The following is a 22,362-nucleotide window of genomic DNA, read 5'->3' as shown; positions in this document are numbered from 1 at the left end:
TCCACTTTCCATCTCACGGATGGATTCCGGGTTCGCAAGCTGAGCTTGCGCCCCGGAATGACGGAGGGGGTGGGTTACGCCGCCGCAGCCGCCGCCGGCGTTGGCAGCCGCGCCGGAAGGCAGGCCACGGCGGCGAAGACGATCGCCGCCGCGCTGGCCATCAGCCGGAACAGCGTGTCGAAGCCGTAGTTGCCGTAGACGAACGAAATCATCGGCAGCGCCAGCGCGAGTGCCGTGAAACTGACGACGTAGCGCACGCCGTAGATCCGCGCGCGGGCTTCGCCGCTCGCCATCTTTCCGATCATGAAATCGTTGATCGGGATCTGCCCGAATGCGCCGAGCATGAAGCCGAATGCCGCCGCCAGCGCCCATGCGTCGCGCAGGCCGGGCATCGCCGCGAAGAACACGATCTGGATCGCGGCCACAATCATGAAAACCGTGCGCGGCCCGAGCCTGTCGAGCAGGCTGCCGACCACGAGTTGCGCCATCGAGGCCACCGCGAACACGATGAAGGTGAATGCGCCGACCATGGTGGCGATGTCGCCCTTCGCCGCCGTCACGCCGCTCGCCGACAGCCATTGCGTCATGTCGGTGGCGATGCCCTGCAGCCGCTCGTCGAAAATCTTCGGCAGCGCGAAGGTGGTCGATTGAAACACCAGGCTGGAGACCGCCGTGGTCAGAAACACGATGGCGGAGATGCGCAGCAACAGCGCCTTCATGCCGGCGGACTGCGCAGGCGCGGCGGCCGCGGCTGCCGGCGCCTTCTGATGCGCGGTGGAAACCTCGCTCCACTGATGGGCGGCATAGAGCACGCCGACAATGATGGAGAAGATGCCCGGCACCACGAAGGCCGTGCGCCAGCCGCCGTGATCGATGAAATAGCCGGTGATGAGCGCCGCGCTGGCGACGCCGAGATTGCCCCACACGCCGTTTACGGCGAGGCGCATCCCGGTGTTCTTCCATTTCTGGGTGACGATGGCGAGCCCGACCGGATGGTAGATCGCGGCGAATACGCCCACGATGAAAAGTCCGATGCCGACCTGAAGCGGCGTCTGCGCGAATGCGGTTGCGATCGACGACACGCCGATGCCGATGAAGAACACCACGATCATGCCCTCGCGGCTCCACTTGTCCGCGAGCCAGCCGGCGGGCAGCGAAAACAGCCCGAACGCGAAGAAGCCCGGCGTCGCATATTTCAGGAGCTCGCTGTAGCTGAGACCCCATTCGCGCGAGAGCGCGAGCGCCGCCACCGTTGCGAAGATCAGCGTGAACAGATGGTCCAGATAGTGGCCGATGTTCAGGAACAGGAAATGGATGCGGTCGCGCGTCATGGGAGGCTCAAAACAGGTTCTCGCTGAAAAGTACCCTTGGCAGGATGGCGCTGTCATGCCAATTTTCGTCGAGAATCTGCCACTGCTCCCTCGCCCCGCAGGCCGGGAGAGGGGCGGGGTGAGGGGCACTTGTTGAAGGTGACTGCCCCTCACCCGGATCGCAGCAGCGATCCGACCTCTCCCCGTAAGAACGGGGAGAGGTAAGTCCGGTCCGCGCTACGATGTCTTCTTCTGGTGCCGTCTCATGTCCAGGTCCCCGCATTCACGCCGCAGCACCGATGCCAACGACTATCAGTTCGTGCCGCGTCCGCTTGGTGCGATGTCGAAGAGCTTCGATGACGGTTTCGAGATCGAGCCGCATCGTCATGCGCGCGACCAGTTCGTCTATGCCGTGACCGGCGTGATGCGCGTGCGCACCTCCACCGAGGCGTGGATCGTCCCGCCCGACCGCGCGGTTTACCTTCCGGCGGGCAAGGTGCATTCCATCAGCATCCGGGGCCACGTCGAGATGCGCACGCTGTACATCGCGCGCGATGCCCATGACGACCTTCCGGCCGAACCGACGGTGCTGGAAGTCTCGGCCTTGTTGCGCGAACTGGTGCTGGCGCTGATCGAGGAGCCGGTGGTCTATGACGAACAGGGGCGCGGCGGCGCGGTGGCGCTATTGATCCTGAGCGAGATCGCGAAAGCGCCGCGGTTGTCGCTGGTGATCCCGATGCCGCGCGATCCGCGTCTCCTGCGCGTCTGCAACGCGCTGCTGGCCGATCCGGCAAGCCGCCTCACGCTTGAAAGCTGGGTCGATACGGCAGGCGCCTCGACGCGGACGCTCGCGCGGCTGTTCGAGGCTGAACTGGGATTGAGCTTCGCCGCGTGGCGGCAGCGGGTGCGGTTTCACAACGCGCTGGAGGCCATCGTCGCCGGCGAGCCGATCGCGCGCGTCGCGGAGCGCAACGGCTATCGCAGCTCGAGCGCGTTCGCGGCGGCGTTCCGCAAGGCGATGGGCCAGCCGCCAAGTTCGTTGAGGGGGAGGGGTGATACGCTGGCTTCGCCGAAGAAAACGTGATGTCAGTTCTTGGAAGAACTTACATCTCCACGTATTTGGCCAAACTTGTAGGGGTGGGGACGTCAAGACCGTCAGCCTTCATGCCTTCGATATGAAACCGGATCGCTTCCCGAATTTCAGTCTCGACGTCGGCGACCGTTGCCCCTGTAGCAACGCAACCCGGCAAATCAGGTACGAATGCAGAATAGTTTTCCGAGGCTTTTTCGATCACCACAGCGTAGCGCATTAGCGGATTTCCTTAAGGCCAGACTGCTTCAAGATACTGTTGAACGTGCCCGACGCAAGATCGTCGGAAGGTTTTCCTGCTACGGTCACCCGGCCTGACTTCACTGGATGCTTATATTGGCGGTGCGAACCACGAGTAGTCACAAGAAACCAGCCGTCCTCCTCCAGCATTGCGATGGCATCTTTGACCTTCACGACCTGCTCCCCGCATGAGCTTAGCGGGCGTCGTAGGCGGTAACAAGCTTCACCTAGCCGGCTGGAATGCCCTCACGCCTTCAGATAATAATTCGCGCCTCTGCCGAGCGCGATGCGGCGGATGATGCGGCGCATGGTCTCCGATCCGCGCAGCGGCTCGATGATCGCGGCGGCGGTGCGGTAAAGGCCGAGCTTCACGCCGTCGAGCGCCGGATTCCTGCCCGGTGCCGCCTGCGGCAGGCCGAGGCCGCGCAGCATTGAGTTGAAGCGATGCAGGTCGTTCAGGCGGCGCACGTCTTCGGTCTTCCAGGTGATCGCCATCGAGATCGAATGCGATCCCCTGGTCTTCACCCAGTGCGGCCACTGATAGGGGATGTAGCAGCCGTCACCGGCGTCGAGATTGAATTCGATGCCGCGCGGCCGGAAGCTCTCGTGGAACGGCACGTTGCGGTGCTTGACGGTGGAATGCTCGACCTGCGCGTCGTCGGCGATCTTGCCGTCGCGGTTGTCGTAGACCGCGAACACCTTCTCGCCGTGGATCTGCACGAAGAAGTTATCTTCCGCGTCCATGTGGAACGGCGTCGTCGAGTTCGGCGACGACACGAACAGGAAACCCTCGATCTGCGAGAAGCCCGCGTCCTCGATGCTCTTGAAGCCGCGCGCGCGGGCGACCGATGTCAGCGCGTCTTCGAGCAATTGGCGATATTCTGGCGACTTCTCGATGCGCTTGAGCACCATCCATGCGCCGGCGGTCTGAATGCGGTTGACCACCTCGACCGGATCGAGATCGACGCTTTTCACCTTGTCGGGATCCTGACTGATCGCGGCGTCGCCGGAATTGTACTCGATCAGGTCGCGGGGCATGTCGGAAGCGAGCTGCGCGATGCGGGGCAGTGTCAGCAGCGGATGACCCGAGAGCTTGTGACGGATCGCGAACGGCTTGAGCGGAAAATCCCGCTTCAGCGATTCATTGTCGGCGGTGATGACCGGCGAAATGCTTGAGGCGACGTTCATGAGCGTGTCTCCCGGAATTTTCTGATAAAATGAACGAGGCGGCGTGCGGGCTCGCGAACGAGCGTGCGCAAGGCGAGGCCGAGCCGGATGACCGGCACGAACGGGTCGCGGCGATTGAGCGGGATCAGGACGTCGCCGATGGCGAGGCGTCCGCGCCAGATCGGATCGATCATGGGATGGCCGGGGATCGCGGTGGAGTCGACCATCGCGATGGCGTCGTCGGCGCACATGTGGCGCGTCAGGTCGAGCGTCAATTGTACGCCGGGGGAGCATTTGGCGAAACGCTCGTCGACGCCGAGCTTGAAGTAGAAGGCGCGGTCGAGATGCCGCAGCACGATGGCGGATGCGACCGGCGTTTCGCCCGCATGCAGCGTCACGATCTCGCAGTTGCCGCGCGCGGCTGCATCGAACACAGCCCGCCGGACAAAGGTCGCGTCGCCTTCATTCTGCGCCAGTGCGGTGCCGCGCCTGGCTTTCCAGCCGCTGGCTTCGAGGGTGAGGAAAATTCCAAGGTCGCGTTTGATCTCGCTCGGCGTCGTCGCGATGGTGAAGATCACCTCGCCGTGCTCGGCGAGCCGGTTGCGCTGGCGGCGGAGTTCTTTCAGCTTCTTCGGGCCGAGCGCGTCACGCAGCAGATCGTCGGCATTGCGCGTGGCGTCGAGGCTGGCGCGGGCGTGGCTTTGCAGGATGCGTGGCTTTAATCCATTGCCTGCGAGGGCGCGGGTGAACGCCGTCATCGCCGGGCCGTCGAGCGGGATGTCGCGCAGGATCAGCGCATGCGCGCCGGCATTGCGCGCCCGCTGCATCAATTCTTCCGCCGCGGCGTCTGCGCGGTCGCGGTCGAGCAGCGGCGTCGCCAGCGTTCCGTAAGGATCGGCGCTGACCAGCGCGGGCAAGGGAAGGCCAAAGGCGCGCCAGGCGGAAATCACCGGCAGCAGGCCGATCAGGCGCGGCGTGTCATTGGCAGCAACGGCATCGGCGGCGGCGAGGGCGCTGACGTTGGTGCGCGCCTGCGCGGAGGCGTTCACCGCCAGTTCCCATTCGGGCAGGTAATAGCCGTTAGGCTCGATCGCGTTGTCGCTCAGGCGTCGCCAGCGTTCCGCGGAAATCGTATCAAGCGGCGCAGGCGCGCCCGATGCTCCGGCGGCGGAGCGGCCGCTCTCGTCCGCTCGCTCGCGGGCAAAGCCCACCGCGCGGTGCGCGGCGGCGGCCTGTGCTGCATTGGCAATCTCGACCACGTCCCAGTCCCTGTTCACGCGTTTTTTTGAGCGCGCAGCTTTTGATGCGTCGCGCAGTTTTGTTGTGCGTCCCTGGTGTTCGACGCTATGCGCGAAACATCAAAATCGGATGTGGGGTTCGGGTTAAATGCACGGTGCTTTTTTCATCGCCCGTTAACGATGCCGCCGCGCGCGGACGATAGCGCAACACCGCTGGCGGTATCATCCGGTGGGAAAGAGGCCATACGCTTAAGGAAGTTTAAGCAATTGCGCGTAATGTCAAACTATTATGACACTACCGGCGCAGGATTTTCATAGCGGCGCCGTTTAAGACGACAGTTTTTGCAACCGAAATTCTGGAAATACATTTTCACAAGCAACCTCTGAAGGAGGTCGCAATGAGCAAAGAACTTCGTAAGAGCCAGCGCATCGATTTTGAGCGCGGTATCGATGTTCAGATCATGGGAATCGACGGCACCTGGCGCCGCCCATGCAAGATGCTGGACGTGTCCGAGGGCGGCGCCCTGCTGAGGGTCGAAGGCTCCGTCGGAAATCTGGACCTGAAGGAATTTTTCCTGCTGCTGTCCTCGACGGGGCTTGCTTACAGGCGGTGCAAGATGGTGCGCGTGAACGGCGACCAGATTGGCGTGATCTTCCTGAAACCCGATACGACCAGGAAAAAAACGGCCTCGCCGTCGGCAAGACGAGCGCCGGTGCAAGGGGTGGCCTGACTTTAAATCCGCAAAACCATTCACGGGTGTTCCCATGTCTCAAGAGCGCCGCTTTAGTCGCGTGAAGCCGTCGGGAAGTCTCTCCCGATCGGGCAAGATCATCGTCGATCCGAAATCTCCGGTGATCGGCTGCAATGTCGTGGACTATTCCGCGGGCGGGGCGTGTCTCGAGGTCATGCCTCGCATGGCGCTGCCGCAACGATTTGAGTTGCTCTACGCCGGCTCCAAAAAGAAATGCCGCGTCGTATGGGTAGACGGCTCGCGTCTCGGGGTTTCGTTCTAGTAATTTGCCGCCGGATGCATTCAGTCGAACGCGATGCCGAAGCGCCGGCCGTTGCTCCAGACCACACGGCACCGGGCGAGGAAATCATCCGCCCTGATCGCGAGCCGGAACGTCGGCGGAATGACCGCAGCGTTGGCGACATCGACAGCAGCGCCGCCGCCCGAGATATTGCGCACGGTGCAATCTACTCCCGCGCCACCGAATGTGATGATGCCGCCCTTGAAGACGCGGCGGCGCGTTTCCGACCGTCTCTCCGCCAACGGTGCTTTCGTCATGGCCGTGACCCTCCGGATCATGGCCGCAGGCTAGTTGGAGACGGTTGCCAGCCTTTAAACCGATGCCCGTTACCAGGCGCGCTCGCGTTCAGGATTGATTCACGACATCGGCCGCGCCGGGCGGCCACGCTGTACGAACGGATGAAATGACTGTGAAACCGCCGATTCCGGTCTTTGCCACGTGCTTGCCCCGTCTTGGCCATCGTTCTTGCCATCGTCCTTGGCTATCGTCCTTGGCTATCGTTCTTGGCTATCGTTCTTGGCTATCGTTCTTGGCCATCGTTTCGTGGTGGAGTAGAACGGTGCGCCGCCGCCGGACGGGCGGCGATGAACAACCTCAAAAGTGGACCGGTCTGGGAGAGTTTCGATGCGGGTGTTTCGGGTTGCGATGCTGGTCGGAGCACTGGCGGTTTCGGTCTCTGTCCCGGCGTTTGCCCAGTTCACTCCCGGCTTCAGGCTGAACGAGGGCAAGGAGCTCTCCGAAGAGGAAAAGGCGCGGAACAAGGCCAACGAGGATGCGGCCAAGGCCGCGCGCTCCAAGATCCCCGATGCCAAGGCGAGCAGCGATCCATGGGCGACCGTTCGCACCGAGCCCGCGGCCAAGCCGGCGAAATCGAAGTCCACCGCGAAGTGATCGTCGCGAGGCCGGCTACTTCGCGGTTTTAGGGTCTGCTGAAAGCCAGCTGTTCAGGTTGACGGCGACATCGAGCTGGCGGGCCTTCTTCAAAAGATCATCACGTTTCTGGCAGGGCGGCATCGCGCTCGCCTCGCTTCGCGTGTCGTCCGCGATCTTTTGCCATTTCTCTTCAATCGAAATCGGGTTCGTCCGGGCCATGGATGGCGTTTTCCTGCTGTCAGGGGTGAGCAGCCGGTTCATCCCGGCGTCCTGGACTGGTTCAACCAGCGGTTGGCCGAAATGATCCTCCCCGGGAACCGCCGAATCGCGGGATTTTTTTGCTTTGCGGTGGAACGAAATCCGCACCGCATTCGTCTGTCCTGTTCGAAATATGTCGAGCGGGGACAATGTTCAGCCTGATCCGGTTCATCCAGGGTTGGCTATGGCCAGCGGCGGCCGAACTCCCGGCACAGGCCGGAGATTCGTCGAGCATGGCCGACCTGGTCCGGCTGCTCGAAAGAGACGGGGAACCCTCCACGCGAACCGACACACCGGCGGCGGACACGACCGATGGCTCTGGCGCGTGACGTATGCGGGGCCTTACTTTTCTTCGGGCGGCCGCACCGCGTGGAGAAGCTTGTCCAGCTTCGGCGATTTGAGCGGATCAATATCGTCGCAGGTTTCGCACAGATACTGTTTGTGCCTGTTCCTGAAGACCAAGGTCATCCGTTGCCCGCAGACGGGACAAACCAAAGGATCGGGCGAGTTCATGAGTCGCTCCGCGTGGACGAGGCGGGAGCACAAAACTCTCAGTCACCGGTGATGCCACAGTCGGACGGTGATCGGACAAGCCTAGCGGGTTCCGGTTTTCGCTGCACGAGAAATCGCTGCGGCAAAATTAGAACACGCCTACTTCCTTCGAGGGAGGTAGAGGCTGTTTGGAATGCGCGGGCGCGGCGAAGCGCGAACTGAAGAGGATTTTAATAAATGCGCGCGGGTTCCTGCTCAGCAAGCTTGAACTTGTCGGCGCGCTCCTGGCGGTCCCGCGCCAGAAACGCTTTCTCGCGTTTTTCAAACGCCTCCAGTTCTTTCTGAACCACCTGCATGAACCGGTCGTGCGCCGATTTGGCGATCTGTTCAGGGCTCATCGCCATCACTCCCGTCAGGAAACTGTCACAAGAGAAAGCATAGCCGTGGCAAAAGTTCGGCTCGGCCTATCACTTCGGGTTACGGCCGGAAGACGCCGGCATGCCGCCAAGGGTTTGCAGGAAGGATTTGCAGGAAGGATTTGCAGGTGCCTGCAACGAAGGAAGCCGCCCCGCTGAGGCAGCCTGCTCAATTAGCACTGGTCACGCGGGGGTGGGTTTGCCAATGTATACATATTAGCATGTTTACATGTGACCTGCATTGGAGCCTTCATGTCCGCAAACCCGATCAGCCGTTACCCTGTGCCCTCGCTCGACGCGATGCCCGATGACATTCGGGAGCGTATTCTCAAGGTGCAGGAGAAGGCCGGGTTCGTCCCCAATGTTTTCCTGATGCTGGCCTACCGGCCCGACGAGTTCCGGGCGTTTCTGGCCTACCATGATGCGTTGATGGATAAACCGGGCGGCCTGACCCAAGCCGAGCGCGAGATGATCGTGGTCGCAACGTCGGCGGTGAATCAGTGCCAGTATTGCATCATCGCGCATGGCGCGATCCTTCGCGTTCGAGCCAAAAACCCGCTGATTGCCGACCAGGTGGCAGGCAACTATCGCAAGGCGGATATTTCGCCCCGGCAGCGGGCCATGATCGATTTCGCCATGAAGATTTCGCAGCGGGCCTATGAGGTGAGCGAAGACGACAGCGTGGATCTGCGGGCACACGGATTCAGCGACGATGACATCTGGGATATCGCGTCCATCTCCGCGTTCTTCGGAATGTCCAACCGTCTGGCAAACTTCACCAGCCTTCGTCCGAACGACGAGTTCTTTTCCCTCGGCCGCGCCTCAAAGTAGGCAATAGAGGGCGAAACAGGCGAGTATCCCTTGTTGAGGGTTGAACAAAGAGGCCGCCAACTGAGGCGGCCTTACTCACTTTTTGCGGGTTACGGTTCTGATGACCATTTCAGAAAGCCGGACCACGAGTTTTCTCAATTGGATGTTCTCTTTTTTAAGAGCGGCCCGCGCCCGGTCGTCATCTCTGTGAAATTGATCAAGACAAGAAGGTCGCCTTTCCTCGCGCGGCTCCTTTTCCATAGCGCGCAGCCTCCTTTGCGGCCTTAGCAGGGGAATCCCAACGAAGGGGCAATGCAAGACAATCCCTGCGTTGAGGTTACGTTCCGTTCAAATTAGGCCACTGCCAAATTCAACTTAGGACACCGAGGGTTAAATACGGACAGCACCCGTCCCCGCAAAAGAACATATTGCGAACTTGGAACAAACAGGGTACATTCTATTCCATCGGATCGATCCTGATTCCGGTCCGCCGCGAGGGTGACAGGCCTGCCAGCCTGTTTGTCCGGCTGGCGAATCCCGTTCATAAGGAGCACCACTATGGCCCCCGCCGCCCTGCGTATCGTTGAAGGATCGTCCATGGACAAGACCAAGGCTCTGTCGGCCGCGCTTTCCCAGATCGAGCGCCAGTTCGGCAAGGGCTCCGTCATGAAGCTCGGCAAGAACGACCGGTCGATGGACATCGAGGTGATTTCCTCGGGCTCGCTCGGGCTGGATATCGCGCTCGGCGTCGGCGGTCTGCCGAAGGGGCGGGTGGTCGAGATCTATGGGCCGGAATCCTCCGGCAAGACCACGCTGGCGCTGCACTGCGTGGCCGAAGCCCAGAAGAAGGGCGGCATCTGCGCCTTCATCGACGCCGAACACGCGCTCGATCCGGTCTATGCCCGCAAGCTCGGCGTCAATGTCGATGAGCTTCTGATTTCGCAGCCCGATCACGGCGAACAGGCGCTGGAAATCGCCGACACGCTGGTGCGCTCCGGCGCGGTCGATGTGCTGATCGTGGATTCGGTGGCCGCGCTGGTGCCGCGCGCCGAACTCGAGGGCGAGATGGGCGACGCGCTGCCGGGATTGCAGGCGCGGTTGATGTCGCAGGCGCTGCGCAAGCTGACCGCCTCGATCAACAAGTCCCACACCATGGTGATCTTCATCAACCAGATCCGCATGAAGATCGGCGTGATGTACGGCTCGCCCGAAACCACCACCGGCGGCAACGCGCTGAAATTCTATGCCTCCGTGCGCCTCGATATCCGCCGCATCGGCCAGATCAAGGAACGCGACGAAGTCGTCGGCAACTCGACCCGGGTCAAGGTGGTGAAGAACAAGCTGGCGCCGCCGTTCAAGCAGGTCGAATTCGACATCATGTACGGCGAAGGCGTCTCGAAGATGGGCGAAATTCTCGATCTCGGCGTCAAAGCCGGCATTGTCGAGAAGTCCGGCGCCTGGTTTTCCTACGACAGCCAGCGCCTCGGGCAGGGCCGCGAAAATTCAAAGGCGTTCCTCAAGGCAAACCCTGAGATCACGGCGAAGATCGAAGCCTCGATCCGGCAGAACTCGGGTCTGATCGCCGAGCAGATTCTGGCAGGGTCGCCTGAGCGCGATGCCGACGGCGAGGAGCCGCAGGACGATTAAGGGAGCGTTTTCGGCGAGGCGTGTCCTCGTGCCTGACCGGGGGCGGATACGGTTCGCGTCAGGAAAGCGCGACCACTTGAAAATTCCATTTCCGGCCCGGATCTAAACGTCCGGGTTCAGGTGCGATCCGAAAAGACGGGAATCCTTTTCGGGCATCCATCGTACCTTCGGAAAGCAAACGGGCGTTGTGGATGTTGAGTTGCCGACATCCCCAGCGCCCGATTTGTTTTTAAGCGACGAGCGGCTGTTCTCTCTCCGCGTCGTCCCCGCGAAAGCGGGGACCCATACTCCCTGGGCTATCGATGCCGTGGGATGTGGGGCAGGTGCGTAGTTCTCTTCAGATGAGAAAGAGGAAGGTGGATCCCCGCTTTCGCGGGGATGACCGGTTTGGAAACCGCGTGCGCTTACTCCGCCGCCTGTGCGTAATCGGCGACCGGCGGACACGAGCAGATCAGATTGCGGTCGCCGTGGACATTGTCCACGCGCCCCACGGGGGACCAGTACTTGTCGCTGCGCGAGGTGCCGGCCGGGAAGCAGCCTTCCGCGCGCGAATAAGGCCGCTGCCAGTGATCGTCGGCGATGTCGTGAACCGTATGCGGCGCATGGCGCAGCGGCGACGCTTCGATCGGCCATCGCCCGGCCTCGACGTCCGCGATCTCGCGGCGGATCGCGATCATGGCGTCGCAGAAGCGGTCCAGTTCCGCCTTCGATTCGGATTCCGTCGGTTCGATCATCAGCGTGCCCGGCACCGGGAAGCTCATGGTCGGCGCATGGAAGCCGTAGTCGATCAGCCGCTTGGCGATGTCGTCCACGGTCACACCCGATCCCGCCTTCAGCCCGCGCGGATCGACGATGCATTCGTGCGCGACGCGGCCGTTGTGGTTGCGATAGAGCACCGGGAAGTGCGGATCGAGCCGCTTGGCAATGTAGTTCGCGTTCAGGATCGCCATTTCCGTGGCGCGGGTCAGGCCGTCGCCACCCATCATCAGGATATAGATGTAGGAGATGACGAGGATCGACGCGGAGCCGTAGGGCGCCGCCGACACTGCCTCGACCGCGACCTTGCCGCCGGACTCGTGGCCCGGCAGGAACGGTGCCAGGTGCTTCTTCACGCCGATCGGGCCCATGCCCGGGCCGCCGCCGCCATGCGGAATGCAGAAGGTCTTGTGCAGGTTGAGATGGCTCACATCCGCGCCGTAATCGCCGGGCCGTGCAAGGCCGACCTGCGCATTGAGATTCGCCCCGTCGAGATAGACCTGTCCGCCGTGGCCGTGGACGATGTCGCAGATCTCGCGGATGTGTTCTTCGAACACACCGTGGGTCGACGGGTATGTGATCATCACCGCGGCGAGATCGTTCGCATGCTGCGCGGCCTTCTTGCGCAGGTCTTCCACATCGACGTCGCCGCGCGCGTCGCAGGCGACCACCACCACGTCCATGCCGACCATGCTGGCGGAGGCCGGATTGGTGCCATGGGCCGAGGAGGGAATGAGGCACACCTTGCGGTGTGCTTCGCCGCGCGAGCGATGATAGGCGCGGATCGCCAGCAGCCCGGCATATTCGCCCTGTGCGCCGGAATTCGGCTGTAGCGACACCGCGTCATAGCCGGTGATGTCCGCCAGCCATTTCTCGAGTGTGGCAAACATGGCGTGGTAGCCGGCGGCCTGCGCCGATGGCGCGAAGGGATGCAATCCGCCGAATTCCGGCCAGGTCACCGGGATCATTTCGGTGGTGGCGTTGAGCTTCATGGTGCAGGAGCCGAGCGGGATCATGGCGCGGTCGAGCGCGAGATCGCGGTCGGAGAGTTTGCGCATGTAGCGTAGCAGTTCAGTCTCCGAGCGATGCTCATGGAACACCGGATGGGTCAGGAACTTGCTGGTGCGTGCAAGGACGGACGGCAGCGCGTCGCGCGCCTCCTTTTCGATGTCGGCGTAAACAAGATTGCCGCCGAAGGTGCGCCACACGCTCTCGACGATCGCGGGCGTCGTGGTCTCGTCCAGCGCGATGCTGACAGTCGCCTCATTCAGCCGCAGATTGATCTGCTCATGGGCGGCATGGGAGATGATCGCCTGCCGCTGGCCGTTCACAGCGACTGTGACCGTATCGAAATAGCTGTCGTTCAGCGGCGCGAAGCCGAGCTTGCGCAATCCTGCCGCCAGCACCGCGGTGCGGCGATGCACGGTGCGCGCGATGTGCGTCAGCCCTTCGGGACCGTGATAGATCGCGTACATCGACGCGATCACCGCAAGCAGCACCTGCGCGGTGCAGATGTTCGACGTCGCCTTCTCGCGCCGGATATGCTGCTCGCGCGTCTGCAGCGCGAGGCGATAGGCTGGCGCTCCGCGCGAATCCACCGACAGGCCGACGATGCGGCCGGGCAGCGAGCGCTTCAGCGCATCCTTCACCGCCATGTAGGCGGCGTGCGGTCCGCCGTAGCCCATCGGTACGCCGAAACGCTGGGTCGAGCCGATCGCAATATCCGTGCCGAGATCGCCGGGCGAAGCCACCAGCGTCAGCGCCAGCGGATCGGCGGCAACGACGGCGATGGCGCCTTTCGCCTTCAACGCCGTGATGGCCGCGCGAGGATCATTCAGCCCGCCATGCGTGCCGGGATACTGGAACAGCGCGCCGAAGACGTCGGCCTTGTCGAGGTCGCGCGCCGGATCGCCGACAATCAGCGACCAGCCGAGCGGTTCGGCGCGGGTGCGCAGCACCGCGAGCGTCTGCGGATGCACCTCATGATCGACAAAGAATGCCTTGGCCTTCACGGATGACGAGCGCTCCGCCAGCGCCATGGCTTCAGCCGCCGCCGTGCCTTCATCGAGCAGCGACGCATTGGCGATGTCGAGCCCGGTGAGGTCGCAGATCACGGTCTGGAAATTGAACAGCGCCTCCAGTCGTCCCTGGCTGATCTCGGGCTGATACGGCGTGTAGGCCGTGTACCATGCGGGATTTTCGAAAATGTTGCGCTGGATCACTGCGGGCAGGATCGTGCCCGAGTAGCCTTGGCCGATCAGCGAGGTGAACACCTGGTTGCGTGCCGCGATACCGCGCATGTGCGTCAGCGCGTCGATTTCGCTCAGGGGCTTGCCAAGATCGAGCGGCGTCTTCAGGCGGATGGAAGCAGGCAGCGTCTGATCCATCAGCGCGCTCAGGCTGGACACCCCGACAGTCTGCAACATCGCGTTGATGTCACGCGGCGAGGGACCAATATGCCGGCGGACGAAATCGACGGCGGGTTCAGCGGCAGGCGAACGATGCGCGGTCATGTAGCTATCCTCGAGGCGCCAGAGTTATTTCATTTCATCATGGCCGGGCTCGTCCCGGCCATCCACGTTTTGATCTATTGCTCACGCGAAAGAAGGAAGACGTGGATGCCCGGCACAAGGCCGGGCATGACGATGGTGAACCATCATGCCTTGCTTCACTTTCGAGCAGTTGCAACATCTGTTTTCCTAGGCCGTATGGGCCTTGTAGGCTGCTTCATCCATCAGGCCGTCGAGATCGCCCTTGTTGGCGATACGCAGCTTGAAGAACCATGCGGCCTTGCCGGGATCGGAATTGATCAGCGCTGGATCGGCGGTCAGCGCGTCATTGACTTCGACCACATCGCCCGCGACCGGGGCGTAGACGTCGGACGCCGCCTTGACGCTCTCGACCACGGCGGCGGCTTCCGCCTTCTTCAGTGTGCGGCCGACCTTCGGCAGTTCGACAAACACCACGTCGCCGAGCTGGGTCTGGGCGTAGTCGGTGATGCCGATGGTGGCGACATCTCCCTCGATGCGGAGCCATTCGTGATCGGGCGTGTACAGTGTGGTCATGAAATCCTCAGCCTGTTGATTGCTATCGTTTGTATCCATTGGGCACGAACGGCATCGCCGATACGCGCAGCGGCAGGCGCTGTCCGCGCACATCGGCAAAGACGACGGTGCCTTCGGCGGAAAGAGCGGTCGGCACATAACCCATGGCGACCGGCGCATTGAGCGTCGGGCCGAAACCGCCGGAGGTGACGGTGCCGATTTTGTCCGGTGATGTTTCGCTGGCGTAGAGTACCGCGTTTTCACGCACCGGCGCGCGGCCTTCAGCGCGCAGGCCGACACGGCGGCGCGATGCGCCGGTCTCGAACTGCTTCAGGATAACATTCGCGCCGGGGAAGCCTCCCGCGCGTGTCCCGCCGGTGCGGCGGCTTTTTTGTACGGACCATTCCAGCGCGCCTTCGACCGGCGTCGTCGTGGTGTCGATGTCGTGACCGTAGAGACAGAGACCTGCCTCCAGCCGCAGGCTGTCGCGTGCGCCAAGGCCGATCGGCAGCACGGCCGGATCGGCGAGCAGGGTGGTCGCGAGCCGTTCGGCGTCCTTGGCGGGTACTGAAATCTCGAAGCCGTCCTCGCCGGTGTAGCCCGAGCGCGAGACGAAGCAATCGATGGCTTGACCAGAGATTTGCACCTTGTGAGGTCCGGTATCCATGAACTTCATCGCCGCGACGGCCGGCGCATGTTTGCCGAGAACCTCGGCGGCCTTTGGCCCTTGAAGCGCGATCAGCGCGCGATCCGGCAGCGGCTCGATGATGCAGGCGTCGGACAGATGTTTGCGCAGATGCGCTTCGTCCTCGGTCTTGCAGGCGGCGTTGACCACCAGGAACAGGTGATCGCCGAAATTCGCCACCATCAAATCGTCGAGAATGCCGCCATCCTCGCCGGTGAACTGCGCATAGCGCTGGCGGCCGAGCGGAACAGCGAGAATGTCCTGCGGCACCAGCCGCTCGAGCGCGCGCGCGGCGTCTTCGACCTTGCCGGATTTCGGTCGCAGTACGATCTGGCCCATGTGGGACACATCGAACAGACCGGCGGAGGCGCGAGTGTGGAGATGCTCTTTCAGCACGCCGGCCGCGTATTGCACCGGCATCTCGTAACCGGCGAACGGCACGATCTTGCCGCCGCGCGCCACATGCAGGCCGTGCAGCGGAACGCGCTTCAGCGTATTTTCGGCGGAGTCTGGTTTTCGCTCAGTGGCAGGCATGTCGGGCTCCTGACGGATTCCGGGACGGTTCCCGAAACCTTGTCGAAGCCCCATCTGTCGCTGTGCCTGAGAGTATTATCCCGTCGGCGGATGCCGCGCCGGATCGTCCGGCCGCATCTCTTTCCAGATTTCAGTCAGTCACACGGTCCGTTTGCCTGAGAGTTTCCGGGGCGGTTGCTCCTTCGGCGCCGGCATAAAGCCGGTCTCTCCCGACGTGACTTGTTCGCTTGTAATACAGCTTACATAGGCAGGGAAACACGCCTTTCGAGGCCCTGTCAACGCAGCTGCGAGATTATCAACGGGCTTCGCGGCGGTTCTGAGACTGCTTGCAAGCCGCTGATCTTTTGCACACTTTCTGGACATCCCTAGCCCGTTCCGTCTAGAAACAGGGCGGGACAAATTGCGCTGCACGCGTCATTGAAGGCGAGCAGCAAAACAGGGCGTTTTCGGGCGAAACGGAGTGCGTTTTGCATGACGAAAATGCATCAGAACATTCAAGGCTTTCTGAAAGCTTTTTGGGCGCGATTGGACGAGCATGAGCGGCGTTAACGAGATCAGGTCGGCGTATCTGAATTATTTCGCGAAGAACGGCCACGAGATCGTGCCGTCGTCGCCGCTGGTTCCGCGCAATGACCCGACATTGATGTTCACCAATGCGGGCATGGTGCAGTTCAAGAACGTGTTCACGGGTCTTGAAAAGCGCCCGTATCAGCGCGCCACGTCGTCGCAGAAATGCGTCCGTGCCGGCGGCAAGCACAACGACCTCGACAATGTCGGCTACACCGCGCGGCATCACACCTTCTTCGAGATGCTCGGGAACTTCTCGTTCGGCGACTATTTCAAGGACCGAGCCATCGAGCTTGCCTGGAATTTGATCACCAGGGAGTACGGGCTCCCGAAGGACAAGCTGCTGGTCACGGTCTATTCCGAGGACGACGAGGCGTTCGGCCTCTGGAAAAAGATCGCGGGCCTGCCCGAATCGAAAATCATCCGAATCGCGACGTCGGACAATTTCTGGCAGATGGGCGACACCGGCCCCTGCGGCCCATGCTCGGAAATCTTCTACGACCATGGCGACAAGATTCCCGGCGGCCCTCCGGGTTCGCCCGATGAAGACGGTGACCGCTTCATCGAGATCTGGAACCTGGTGTTCATGCAGTTCGACCAGATCGCGCCGGGCAACCGCGTCGCGCTGCCGAAGCCGTCGATCGACACCGGCATGGGCCTGGAGCGCATCGCCGCCGTGCTTCAGGGCAAGCACGACAACTACGAGATCGACCTGTTCGTCGCCCTGATCCGCGCCATTGCCGACCTGACCGGAGCCGATCCGCATGGCGAACAAAAGGGTTCGCTGCGCGTCATCGCCGACCATCTGCGAGCGTCGTCGTTCCTGATCGCCGACGGCGTGCTGCCCTCGAACGAGGGACGTGGCTATGTGCTGCGCCGGATCATGCGCCGCGCGATGCGCCACGGGCAGTTGCTCGGGGCCAAAGACCCGCTGATGTATCGCCTTGTGTGGGCGCTGGTGCGCGAGATGGGCCAGGCCTATCCCGAACTGGTGCGCGCGGAAGACCTGATCGAGGAAACGCTGAAGCTTGAGGAAACCCGTTTCCGCAAGACGCTGGATCGCGGTCTCACAATTCTGGACGAGAAAAGCGCGTCGCTGAAGAAGGGCGACATGTTCGACGGCGAGACCGCGTTCACGCTGTACGACACCTATGGCTTCCCGCTCGACCTGACGCAGGACGCGCTGCGCAACCGCGGTATCGGCGTCGACATTGCGTCATTCACCGATGCGATGGACCGCCAGCGCGCGAAAGCGCGCGCCTCGTGGGCAGGGTCCGGCGATACCGCGGCGGAGACCGTCTGGTTTCCGCTGCGCGAGAAGCTCGGCGCCACGGAATTCCTCGGCTACGACACCGAGATCGCTGAAGGCGTCGTCACCGCGCTGGTGAAGGACGGCAAGGAAATCGATGGCGCCAAAGCTGGCGACACCGTTGCGATTATCATGAACCAGACGCCGTTCTACGCGGAGTCCGGCGGTCAGGTCGGCGACACCGGCGTTCTGAGCGGGGACGGCGTGCGCGTGCGCATCACCGACACCCAGAAGAAAGCCGGCGACCTTTATGTGCATCTCGGCACCGTCGAGCAGGGTACGGTAAAGCTCGATTTGCCTCTGCAACTTGAGGTCGATCACGCGCGGCGCACCGCGATCCGCGCCAATCACTCGGCGACACATCTGTTGCATGAAGCTTTGCGTCAGGTGCTGGGCGATCACATTGCGCAGCGCGGCTCACTGGTCGCGCCGGAGCGGCTGCGCTTTGACTTCGCGCACAACAAGCCGATTTCGGCGGACGAACTGCGCCGCATCGAGGACATTGCCAACGGTGTCGTGCTCGAGAACGGGGAGGTCGTTACCCGCTCGATGGCCGTGGACGACGCGCGGGATTCCGGCGCGCGGGCGCTGTTCGGTGAAAAATACGGCGACGAGGTCCGCGTGGTGTCGATGGGCGCGGGGCAGGGTAATGCGCTCGGCTGGTCGGTTGAGCTGTGCGGCGGCACGCATGTGCGGCGGACCGGCGACATCGGCCTGATCTCCATCAGCGGCGAAAGTGCTGTGGCCTCCGGCGTGCGGCGTATCGAGGCGCTGACCGGGAACAATGCCCGTCACGCAGTGAACGCGACCATTCACACCGCGAAAGCCGCGGCTGCGGAGCTGAAAACCACGCTCGACGATCTGCCGGCGCGTGTCGCGGCGCTGATCGAGGAGCGCAAGAAGCTCGAGCGCGATCTGTCCGACGCGCGCAAGAAGCTCGCCATGGGCGGCGGTGCCGCGGCCGGCAGCGGTGCGGGCGCGTCCGCCGACATTCGCACCATCGGCGATGTGAAATTCCTCGGCCGCGCGGTGCAGGGCATTGAGATGAAGGATCTCAAGAGCCTTGCCGACGACGGCAAGAAGCAGCTTGGCTCCGGCGTGGTGGCGATCATCAATGTCGGCGAGGACGGGAAGGCCGGCGCGGTTGTCGGCGTCACGGCGGACCTGACCTCGCGTTTCAGCGCCGTCGATCTGGTGAAGATCGCGTCCGAAGCGCTGGGCGGCAAGGGCGGCGGTGGCCGTCCCGACATGGCGCAGGCGGGTGGTCCCGATGGCGCGAAGGCTGATGCTGCGCTCAAAGCCATTGAAGCTGCGATGGGTGCGTGACGACGCGGGCATTGTCATTCACGCGCAGGCATACATGCGCCGTCATACACCCTCCGTCATTCCGGGGCGCGAGCCGCTTGCGAGCGAACCCGGAATCCAGGATTGCTTCCGATGAACTCTTCTGGATTCCGGATCATCGCGCGAAAGGCGCGATGTCCGGAATGACGTTCGAGGTTGCTATTGTCCGGTTGTCGGGCTGAGAGTTCGTCATCCTGATGTGTGAGCTCTTGTGAGCCTCGAAATACGATGACGTTATGACGTGTTCGGTATGCCGCGATTCAAGTGCGGCGATGAGTCACGAATGAGTGGCTGGCCTCGCTGATGCGCGCGCCGCAAAATGCGGTATGAATCATAACACCCCCTTGATTTCCACGGTCGTCGTAGGCCTCGTGCTGGCCTTTGTACTCGGCGCGCTCGCGCAGCGCGTCCGCATTTCTCCGCTTGTCGGCTATCTCCTCGCCGGCGTGGCGATGGGCCCGTTCACGCCCGGCTATGTGGCGGATCAGAATATCGCCAATGAACTCGCCGAGATCGGCATCATCCTTCTGATGTTCGGCGTCGGTCTGCACTTCTCGTTGAAGGATTTGCTGTCGGTGCGCGCCATCGCCGTCCCCGGCGCGGTGGCGCAGATCGCAGTGGCGACGCTGCTCGGCATGGGGCTCGGCTGGCTGCTTGGCTGGCCGGTCGGCGGCGGGCTGGTGTTCGGCCTCGCGCTGTCGGTGGCGAGTACGGTCGTGCTTTTGCGCGCATTGCAGGAGCGGCGGCTGGTCGACACCGAGCGCGGGCGGATCGCGGTCGGCTGGCTGATTGTCGAGGATCTCGCGATGGTGCTGACGCTGGTGCTGCTGCCGGCGCTGGCCGGATTGCTGAGGGGCGAGGGCGGAGGTGGTCTCAGCGCCTATGCGATGGCGCAGCCGGTCCTCATTACGCTCGGCAAGGTGGCGGCATTCGTCATCTTCATGCTGGTGGTCGGCCGCCGCGTGATCCCGTGGGTCCTGCATTACGTCGCGCATACCGGCTCGCGTGAACTGTTTCGCCTCGCGGTGTTTGCGATTTCGCTCGGTGTCGCATTCGGCGCGGCGGTCCTGTTCGATGTGTCGTTCGCGCTCGGCGCGTTCTTCGCCGGCATGATCCTGAGCGAATCCGAGCTCAGCCAGCGCGCCGCGAACGAAACCCTGCCGCTGCGCGATGCATTCGCGGTGCTGTTCTTCGTGTCGGTCGGTATGCTGGTCGATCCGGCAATCATCGTGCGCGAGCCGCTGCCGCTGCTTGCCACAGTCTTCATCATCATCTTCGGAAAGTCCGTCGCGGCGTTCGGCATCGTGCGGATGTTCGGTTATCCGGCATCGACCGCGCTGACGATTTCGGCGAGCCTCGCCCAGATCGGCGAGTTCTCCTTCATTCTCGTCAGTCTCGGCGTCAGTCTTGCCCTGCTGCCGGATCGCGGCCGCGATCTGGTGCTGGCCGGTGCGATCATCTCGATCATGCTGAACCCGCTGTTCTTTGTGCTGCTCGACCGGATGCTGGCGGCGAAGGAAGAGGCGGCAACACCGGCAAAGCCGGCTGAACCTGCCGCGCCGCGCGTCCCGCTCGAGGCGTCGAAATTGTCAAACCATGTTGTGCTGGTCGGTCATGGCCGCGTCGGCAGCGTCGTCAGCACGGCCTTGCGGCAAGCCGGAATTCCGATCCTCGTGATCGAGGACAGTCCCGGCAGCATCGAGAAGCTGCGGCAGGAGGGCATTGAGGTCATCACCGGCAACGCGGCCGCGCCCGATATGCTTCAGGCAGCCAATGTCGGCGCGGCGCGGGGCCTGCTGGTTGCGATACCCGATGCGTTCGAGGGCGGGCAGATCGTCGCCAAGGCCCGCGCGATCAGCGCGACGCTGCCGATCATCGCGCGGGCGCATTCGGAAGAGGAGATCGCGCATCTCAGGCATCATGGCGCGAATTTTGTGATCATGGGCGAGCAGGAAATCGCCAAGGCGATGATTGCGCAGATCGGTTTTGCCAGCGCCTGAGCGCTGGCCGCTGCCGGTCACGATGCAAGATGTTTTTCGCGTGACGCGATCAGGTTGCGGATCTCCGGTGTGATCGGGGCGGGGCGATGCGTGGATTGATCGCACGTCATGTCAGGCGTTCCGCTTCTTTTTGAAGTTCACAAGCAAACGGCGCAGACAATGTCTGCGCCGTTGAAGGACAAGAGATGCGGCTTGTTAAGTCTTAAGCAGCAGGAGCCATCGCCTTGGTGAGGTTCTCCGCCACCTTGTCGAGGAAGCCCGTGGTCGAGAGCCACTTCTGGTCGGCGCCGACGAGGAGCGCGAGGTCCTTGGTCATGTAGCCGGACTCGACCGTATCGACGCAGACCTTCTCCAGCGTCTTGGCGAACTTCGCCAGTTCCGCGTTGTTGTCGAGCTTGGCGCGGTGGGCGAGGCCCTGCGTCCAGGCGAAGATCGACGCGATCGAGTTGGTCGAGGTTTCCTTGCCCTTCTGGTGTTCGCGGTAGTGACGCGTCACCGTGCCATGCGCGGCTTCGGCTTCCACGACCTTGCCGTCTGGCGTCAGCAGCACCGAGGTCATCAGGCCGAGTGAGCCGTAACCCTGCGCCACGGTGTCGGACTGCACGTCGCCGTCGTAGTTCTTGCAGGCCCACACATAGCCGCCCGACCACTTCAGCGCCGAGGCGACCATGTCATCGATCAGGCGATGTTCGTAGGTGAGGTGCTTGGCTTCGAAGTCCTTCTTGAATTCGGTATCGTAGATTTCCTGGAAAATGTCCTTGAAGCGTCCGTCGTAGACCTTGAGGATGGTGTTCTTGGTCGACAGGTACACCGGATAGCCGCGCGACAGGCCGTAGTTCATTGAGGCGCGTGCAAAGTCGCGGATGGAATCGTCCAGGTTGTACATGCCCATGGCGACACCGGCGTTCGGGGACTTGAACACCTCGCGCTCGATCACCGTGCCGTCCTCGCCGACGAACTTCATTGTCAGCACGCCCTTGCCGGGGAACTTGAAGTCGGTAGCACGGTACTGGTCGCCGAAAGCGTGGCGTCCGATGATGATCGGCTTGGTCCATCCGGGAACCAGACGGGGCACGTTCTTGCAGATGATCGGCTCACGGAAGATCACGCCGCCGAGGATGTTGCGGATGGTGCCGTTCGGCGACTTCCACATTTCCTTGAGGCCGAATTCCTTCACGCGGGCTTCGTCCGGCGTGATGGTGGCGCACTTGACGCCGACGCCGTGCTTCTTGATCGCGTTCGCTGCGTCGATGGTGACCTGATCGTTGGTCTTGTCGCGGTACTCCATCCCAAGGTCGTAGTACTCAAGATTCACATCGAGGAAGGGGTTGATCAGCTTGTCCTTGATGTACTGCCAGATGATCCGGGTCATCTCGTCGCCATCGAGTTCGACGACGGGGTTGGTCACCTTGATTTTTGCCATGGGGGATCGGGCCTTAAATTGGGGGCGGAGAGGGCGAGAGAACCGCAACGGTTCCGTAGCGAGGCTATAGCACCCGCCTTCGCGGGCTGGAAGGCAACGCACCTGAGACTTTCTGGCATGTCGGGCT

General features: G+C 62.6%; 21 protein-coding genes and 1 riboswitch. Of the genes, 8 read left to right on the top strand and 13 right to left on the bottom strand.

Features of this window, described 5'->3' with window-relative positions; genetic code table 11:
- Positions 1-74: 74 nt before the first annotated feature.
- On the bottom strand, positions 75-1,331 hold the full coding sequence (locus AC1Q6J_RS06650) for an MFS transporter (RefSeq protein WP_492278523.1): 1,257 nt from the start codon (positions 1,329-1,331) through the stop codon (positions 75-77).
- A 244-nt stretch (positions 1,332-1,575) separates the two neighbouring features.
- On the opposite strand from AC1Q6J_RS06650, the gene AC1Q6J_RS06645 reads away from it, so the two are divergent.
- Positions 1,576-2,394 (top strand): AraC family transcriptional regulator, encoded by an 819-nt coding sequence (locus AC1Q6J_RS06645; protein ID WP_492278522.1) that lies wholly within the window; start codon positions 1,576-1,578, stop codon positions 2,392-2,394.
- A 19-nt stretch (positions 2,395-2,413) separates the two neighbouring features.
- On the opposite strand, the gene AC1Q6J_RS06640 is transcribed toward AC1Q6J_RS06645, so the two are convergent.
- The 4 genes from AC1Q6J_RS06640 to AC1Q6J_RS06625 all read right to left on the bottom strand — a co-directional run bounded on the left by AC1Q6J_RS06640 (position 2,414) and on the right by AC1Q6J_RS06625 (position 5,066).
- Positions 2,414-2,620: a type II toxin-antitoxin system HicB family antitoxin gene (locus AC1Q6J_RS06640; RefSeq protein ID WP_492278521.1), complete on the bottom strand. Its 207-nt coding sequence runs from the start codon at positions 2,618-2,620 to the stop codon at positions 2,414-2,416.
- Positions 2,620-2,814 (bottom strand): type II toxin-antitoxin system HicA family toxin, encoded by a 195-nt coding sequence (locus tag AC1Q6J_RS06635; RefSeq protein ID WP_492278520.1) that lies wholly within the window; start codon positions 2,812-2,814, stop codon positions 2,620-2,622. The genes AC1Q6J_RS06640 and AC1Q6J_RS06635 overlap by 1 nt, the downstream gene beginning before the upstream one ends.
- A 72-nt stretch (positions 2,815-2,886) precedes the next feature.
- Positions 2,887-3,828, bottom strand: coding sequence for a cupin-like domain-containing protein (locus AC1Q6J_RS06630; protein WP_492278519.1), 942 nt, complete (start codon positions 3,826-3,828; stop codon positions 2,887-2,889).
- Entirely contained in the window at positions 3,825-5,066 is a 1,242-nt protein-coding gene (locus tag AC1Q6J_RS06625; RefSeq protein WP_492278612.1) for a GNAT family N-acetyltransferase, read from the bottom strand. The genes AC1Q6J_RS06630 and AC1Q6J_RS06625 overlap by 4 nt, the downstream gene beginning before the upstream one ends.
- A gap of 377 nt (positions 5,067-5,443) precedes the next feature.
- Between AC1Q6J_RS06625 and AC1Q6J_RS06620 the strand changes: the two genes are divergently transcribed.
- Positions 5,444-5,776 (top strand): PilZ domain-containing protein, encoded by a 333-nt coding sequence (locus AC1Q6J_RS06620; protein ID WP_492278518.1) that lies wholly within the window; start codon positions 5,444-5,446, stop codon positions 5,774-5,776.
- 34 nt (positions 5,777-5,810) lie between these two features.
- On the top strand, positions 5,811-6,059 hold the full coding sequence (locus tag AC1Q6J_RS06615; RefSeq protein ID WP_492278517.1) for a PilZ domain-containing protein: 249 nt from the start codon (positions 5,811-5,813) through the stop codon (positions 6,057-6,059).
- Positions 6,060-6,079: 20 nt separating this feature from the next.
- Here AC1Q6J_RS06615 and AC1Q6J_RS06610 read toward each other — a convergent pair whose 3' ends face one another.
- A complete protein-coding gene (locus AC1Q6J_RS06610) occupies positions 6,080-6,334 on the bottom strand; it encodes a PilZ domain-containing protein (protein ID WP_492278516.1) in 255 nt (84 codons plus the stop codon).
- Positions 6,335-6,701: 367 nt separating this feature from the next.
- On the opposite strand from AC1Q6J_RS06610, the gene AC1Q6J_RS06605 reads away from it, so the two are divergent.
- Complete coding sequence (locus tag AC1Q6J_RS06605; protein ID WP_492278515.1) at positions 6,702-6,968, top strand: hypothetical protein; 267 nt, start codon at positions 6,702-6,704, stop codon at positions 6,966-6,968.
- 15 nt (positions 6,969-6,983) lie between these two features.
- On the opposite strand, the gene AC1Q6J_RS06600 is transcribed toward AC1Q6J_RS06605, so the two are convergent.
- The 3 genes from AC1Q6J_RS06600 to AC1Q6J_RS06590 all read right to left on the bottom strand — a co-directional run bounded on the left by AC1Q6J_RS06600 (position 6,984) and on the right by AC1Q6J_RS06590 (position 8,098).
- Positions 6,984-7,358, bottom strand: coding sequence for a hypothetical protein (locus tag AC1Q6J_RS06600; protein ID WP_492278514.1), 375 nt, complete (start codon positions 7,356-7,358; stop codon positions 6,984-6,986).
- Between the two features lie 192 nt (positions 7,359-7,550).
- Complete coding sequence (locus AC1Q6J_RS06595; RefSeq protein ID WP_492278513.1) at positions 7,551-7,721, bottom strand: hypothetical protein; 171 nt, start codon at positions 7,719-7,721, stop codon at positions 7,551-7,553.
- 209 nt (positions 7,722-7,930) lie between these two features.
- Complete coding sequence (locus AC1Q6J_RS06590; RefSeq protein WP_492278512.1) at positions 7,931-8,098, bottom strand: hypothetical protein; 168 nt, start codon at positions 8,096-8,098, stop codon at positions 7,931-7,933.
- A gap of 270 nt (positions 8,099-8,368) precedes the next feature.
- Here AC1Q6J_RS06590 and AC1Q6J_RS06585 point away from each other — a divergent pair, with 270 nt between their 5' ends.
- Both AC1Q6J_RS06585 and recA read left to right on the top strand, forming a co-directional pair.
- The gene (locus AC1Q6J_RS06585) at positions 8,369-8,947 is read left to right on the top strand and encodes a peroxidase-related enzyme (protein ID WP_492278511.1); all 579 of its coding nucleotides are present in this window, start codon (positions 8,369-8,371) and stop codon (positions 8,945-8,947) included.
- Between the two features lie 537 nt (positions 8,948-9,484).
- Positions 9,485-10,573 (top strand): recombinase RecA, encoded by a 1,089-nt coding sequence (gene recA / locus AC1Q6J_RS06580; protein ID WP_024574824.1) that lies wholly within the window; start codon positions 9,485-9,487, stop codon positions 10,571-10,573.
- Positions 10,574-10,977: 404 nt separating this feature from the next.
- Here recA and gcvP read toward each other — a convergent pair whose 3' ends face one another.
- The 3 genes from gcvP to gcvT all read right to left on the bottom strand — a co-directional run bounded on the left by gcvP (position 10,978) and on the right by gcvT (position 15,592).
- Complete coding sequence (gene gcvP, locus AC1Q6J_RS06575; RefSeq protein WP_492278510.1) at positions 10,978-13,842, bottom strand: aminomethyl-transferring glycine dehydrogenase; 2,865 nt, start codon at positions 13,840-13,842, stop codon at positions 10,978-10,980.
- A 186-nt stretch (positions 13,843-14,028) separates the two neighbouring features.
- The gene (gene gcvH / locus AC1Q6J_RS06570) at positions 14,029-14,394 is read right to left on the bottom strand and encodes a glycine cleavage system protein GcvH (RefSeq protein ID WP_492278509.1); all 366 of its coding nucleotides are present in this window, start codon (positions 14,392-14,394) and stop codon (positions 14,029-14,031) included.
- Between the two features lie 22 nt (positions 14,395-14,416).
- On the bottom strand, positions 14,417-15,592 hold the full coding sequence (gene gcvT, locus AC1Q6J_RS06565; RefSeq protein WP_492278508.1) for a glycine cleavage system aminomethyltransferase GcvT: 1,176 nt from the start codon (positions 15,590-15,592) through the stop codon (positions 14,417-14,419).
- 133 nt (positions 15,593-15,725) lie between these two features.
- A riboswitch (glycine riboswitch) is annotated at positions 15,726-15,815 on the bottom strand.
- A 312-nt stretch (positions 15,816-16,127) separates the two neighbouring features.
- On the opposite strand from gcvT, the gene alaS reads away from it, so the two are divergent.
- A complete protein-coding gene (gene alaS, locus AC1Q6J_RS06560; protein WP_492278507.1) occupies positions 16,128-18,794 on the top strand; it encodes an alanine--tRNA ligase in 2,667 nt (888 codons plus the stop codon).
- Positions 18,795-19,138: 344 nt separating this feature from the next.
- On the top strand, positions 19,139-20,812 hold the full coding sequence (gene ybaL / locus AC1Q6J_RS06555; RefSeq protein WP_492278506.1) for a YbaL family putative K(+) efflux transporter: 1,674 nt from the start codon (positions 19,139-19,141) through the stop codon (positions 20,810-20,812).
- A 202-nt stretch (positions 20,813-21,014) separates the two neighbouring features.
- Here ybaL and AC1Q6J_RS06550 read toward each other — a convergent pair whose 3' ends face one another.
- Positions 21,015-22,235: an NADP-dependent isocitrate dehydrogenase gene (locus AC1Q6J_RS06550; protein WP_492278505.1), complete on the bottom strand. Its 1,221-nt coding sequence runs from the start codon at positions 22,233-22,235 to the stop codon at positions 21,015-21,017.
- Positions 22,236-22,362 lie beyond the last annotated feature (127 nt).

This window comes from Afipia sp. MLSD5-FHT05B12 (genome assembly GCF_058793355.1).
This window is presented reverse-complemented; position numbering and strand designations above follow the sequence as displayed.

What these genes read in the sequence shown, in the direction of transcription:
- AC1Q6J_RS06650 (WP_492278523.1), bottom strand. Translation starts at nt 1,331, where the DNA reads ATGACGCGCGACCGCATCCATTTCCTGTTCCTGAACATCGGCCACTAT.
- AC1Q6J_RS06645 (WP_492278522.1), top strand. Translation starts at nt 1,576, where the DNA reads ATGTCCAGGTCCCCGCATTCACGCCGCAGCACCGATGCCAACGACTAT.
- AC1Q6J_RS06640 (WP_492278521.1), bottom strand. Translation starts at nt 2,620, where the DNA reads ATGCGCTACGCTGTGGTGATCGAAAAAGCCTCGGAAAACTATTCTGCA.
- AC1Q6J_RS06630 (WP_492278519.1), bottom strand. Translation starts at nt 3,828, where the DNA reads ATGAACGTCGCCTCAAGCATTTCGCCGGTCATCACCGCCGACAATGAA.
- AC1Q6J_RS06620 (WP_492278518.1), top strand. Translation starts at nt 5,444, where the DNA reads ATGAGCAAAGAACTTCGTAAGAGCCAGCGCATCGATTTTGAGCGCGGT.
- AC1Q6J_RS06615 (WP_492278517.1), top strand. Translation starts at nt 5,811, where the DNA reads ATGTCTCAAGAGCGCCGCTTTAGTCGCGTGAAGCCGTCGGGAAGTCTC.
- AC1Q6J_RS06610 (WP_492278516.1), bottom strand. Translation starts at nt 6,334, where the DNA reads ATGACGAAAGCACCGTTGGCGGAGAGACGGTCGGAAACGCGCCGCCGC.
- AC1Q6J_RS06605 (WP_492278515.1), top strand. Translation starts at nt 6,702, where the DNA reads ATGCGGGTGTTTCGGGTTGCGATGCTGGTCGGAGCACTGGCGGTTTCG.
- AC1Q6J_RS06595 (WP_492278513.1), bottom strand. Translation starts at nt 7,721, where the DNA reads ATGAACTCGCCCGATCCTTTGGTTTGTCCCGTCTGCGGGCAACGGATG.
- AC1Q6J_RS06590 (WP_492278512.1), bottom strand. Translation starts at nt 8,098, where the DNA reads ATGAGCCCTGAACAGATCGCCAAATCGGCGCACGACCGGTTCATGCAG.
- AC1Q6J_RS06585 (WP_492278511.1), top strand. Translation starts at nt 8,369, where the DNA reads ATGTCCGCAAACCCGATCAGCCGTTACCCTGTGCCCTCGCTCGACGCG.
- recA (WP_024574824.1), top strand. Translation starts at nt 9,485, where the DNA reads ATGGCCCCCGCCGCCCTGCGTATCGTTGAAGGATCGTCCATGGACAAG.
- gcvP (WP_492278510.1), bottom strand. Translation starts at nt 13,842, where the DNA reads ATGACCGCGCATCGTTCGCCTGCCGCTGAACCCGCCGTCGATTTCGTC.
- gcvH (WP_492278509.1), bottom strand. Translation starts at nt 14,394, where the DNA reads ATGACCACACTGTACACGCCCGATCACGAATGGCTCCGCATCGAGGGA.
- gcvT (WP_492278508.1), bottom strand. Translation starts at nt 15,592, where the DNA reads ATGCCTGCCACTGAGCGAAAACCAGACTCCGCCGAAAATACGCTGAAG.
- alaS (WP_492278507.1), top strand. Translation starts at nt 16,128, where the DNA reads ATGAGCGGCGTTAACGAGATCAGGTCGGCGTATCTGAATTATTTCGCG.
- ybaL (WP_492278506.1), top strand. Translation starts at nt 19,139, where the DNA reads ATGAATCATAACACCCCCTTGATTTCCACGGTCGTCGTAGGCCTCGTG.
- AC1Q6J_RS06550 (WP_492278505.1), bottom strand. Translation starts at nt 22,235, where the DNA reads ATGGCAAAAATCAAGGTGACCAACCCCGTCGTCGAACTCGATGGCGAC.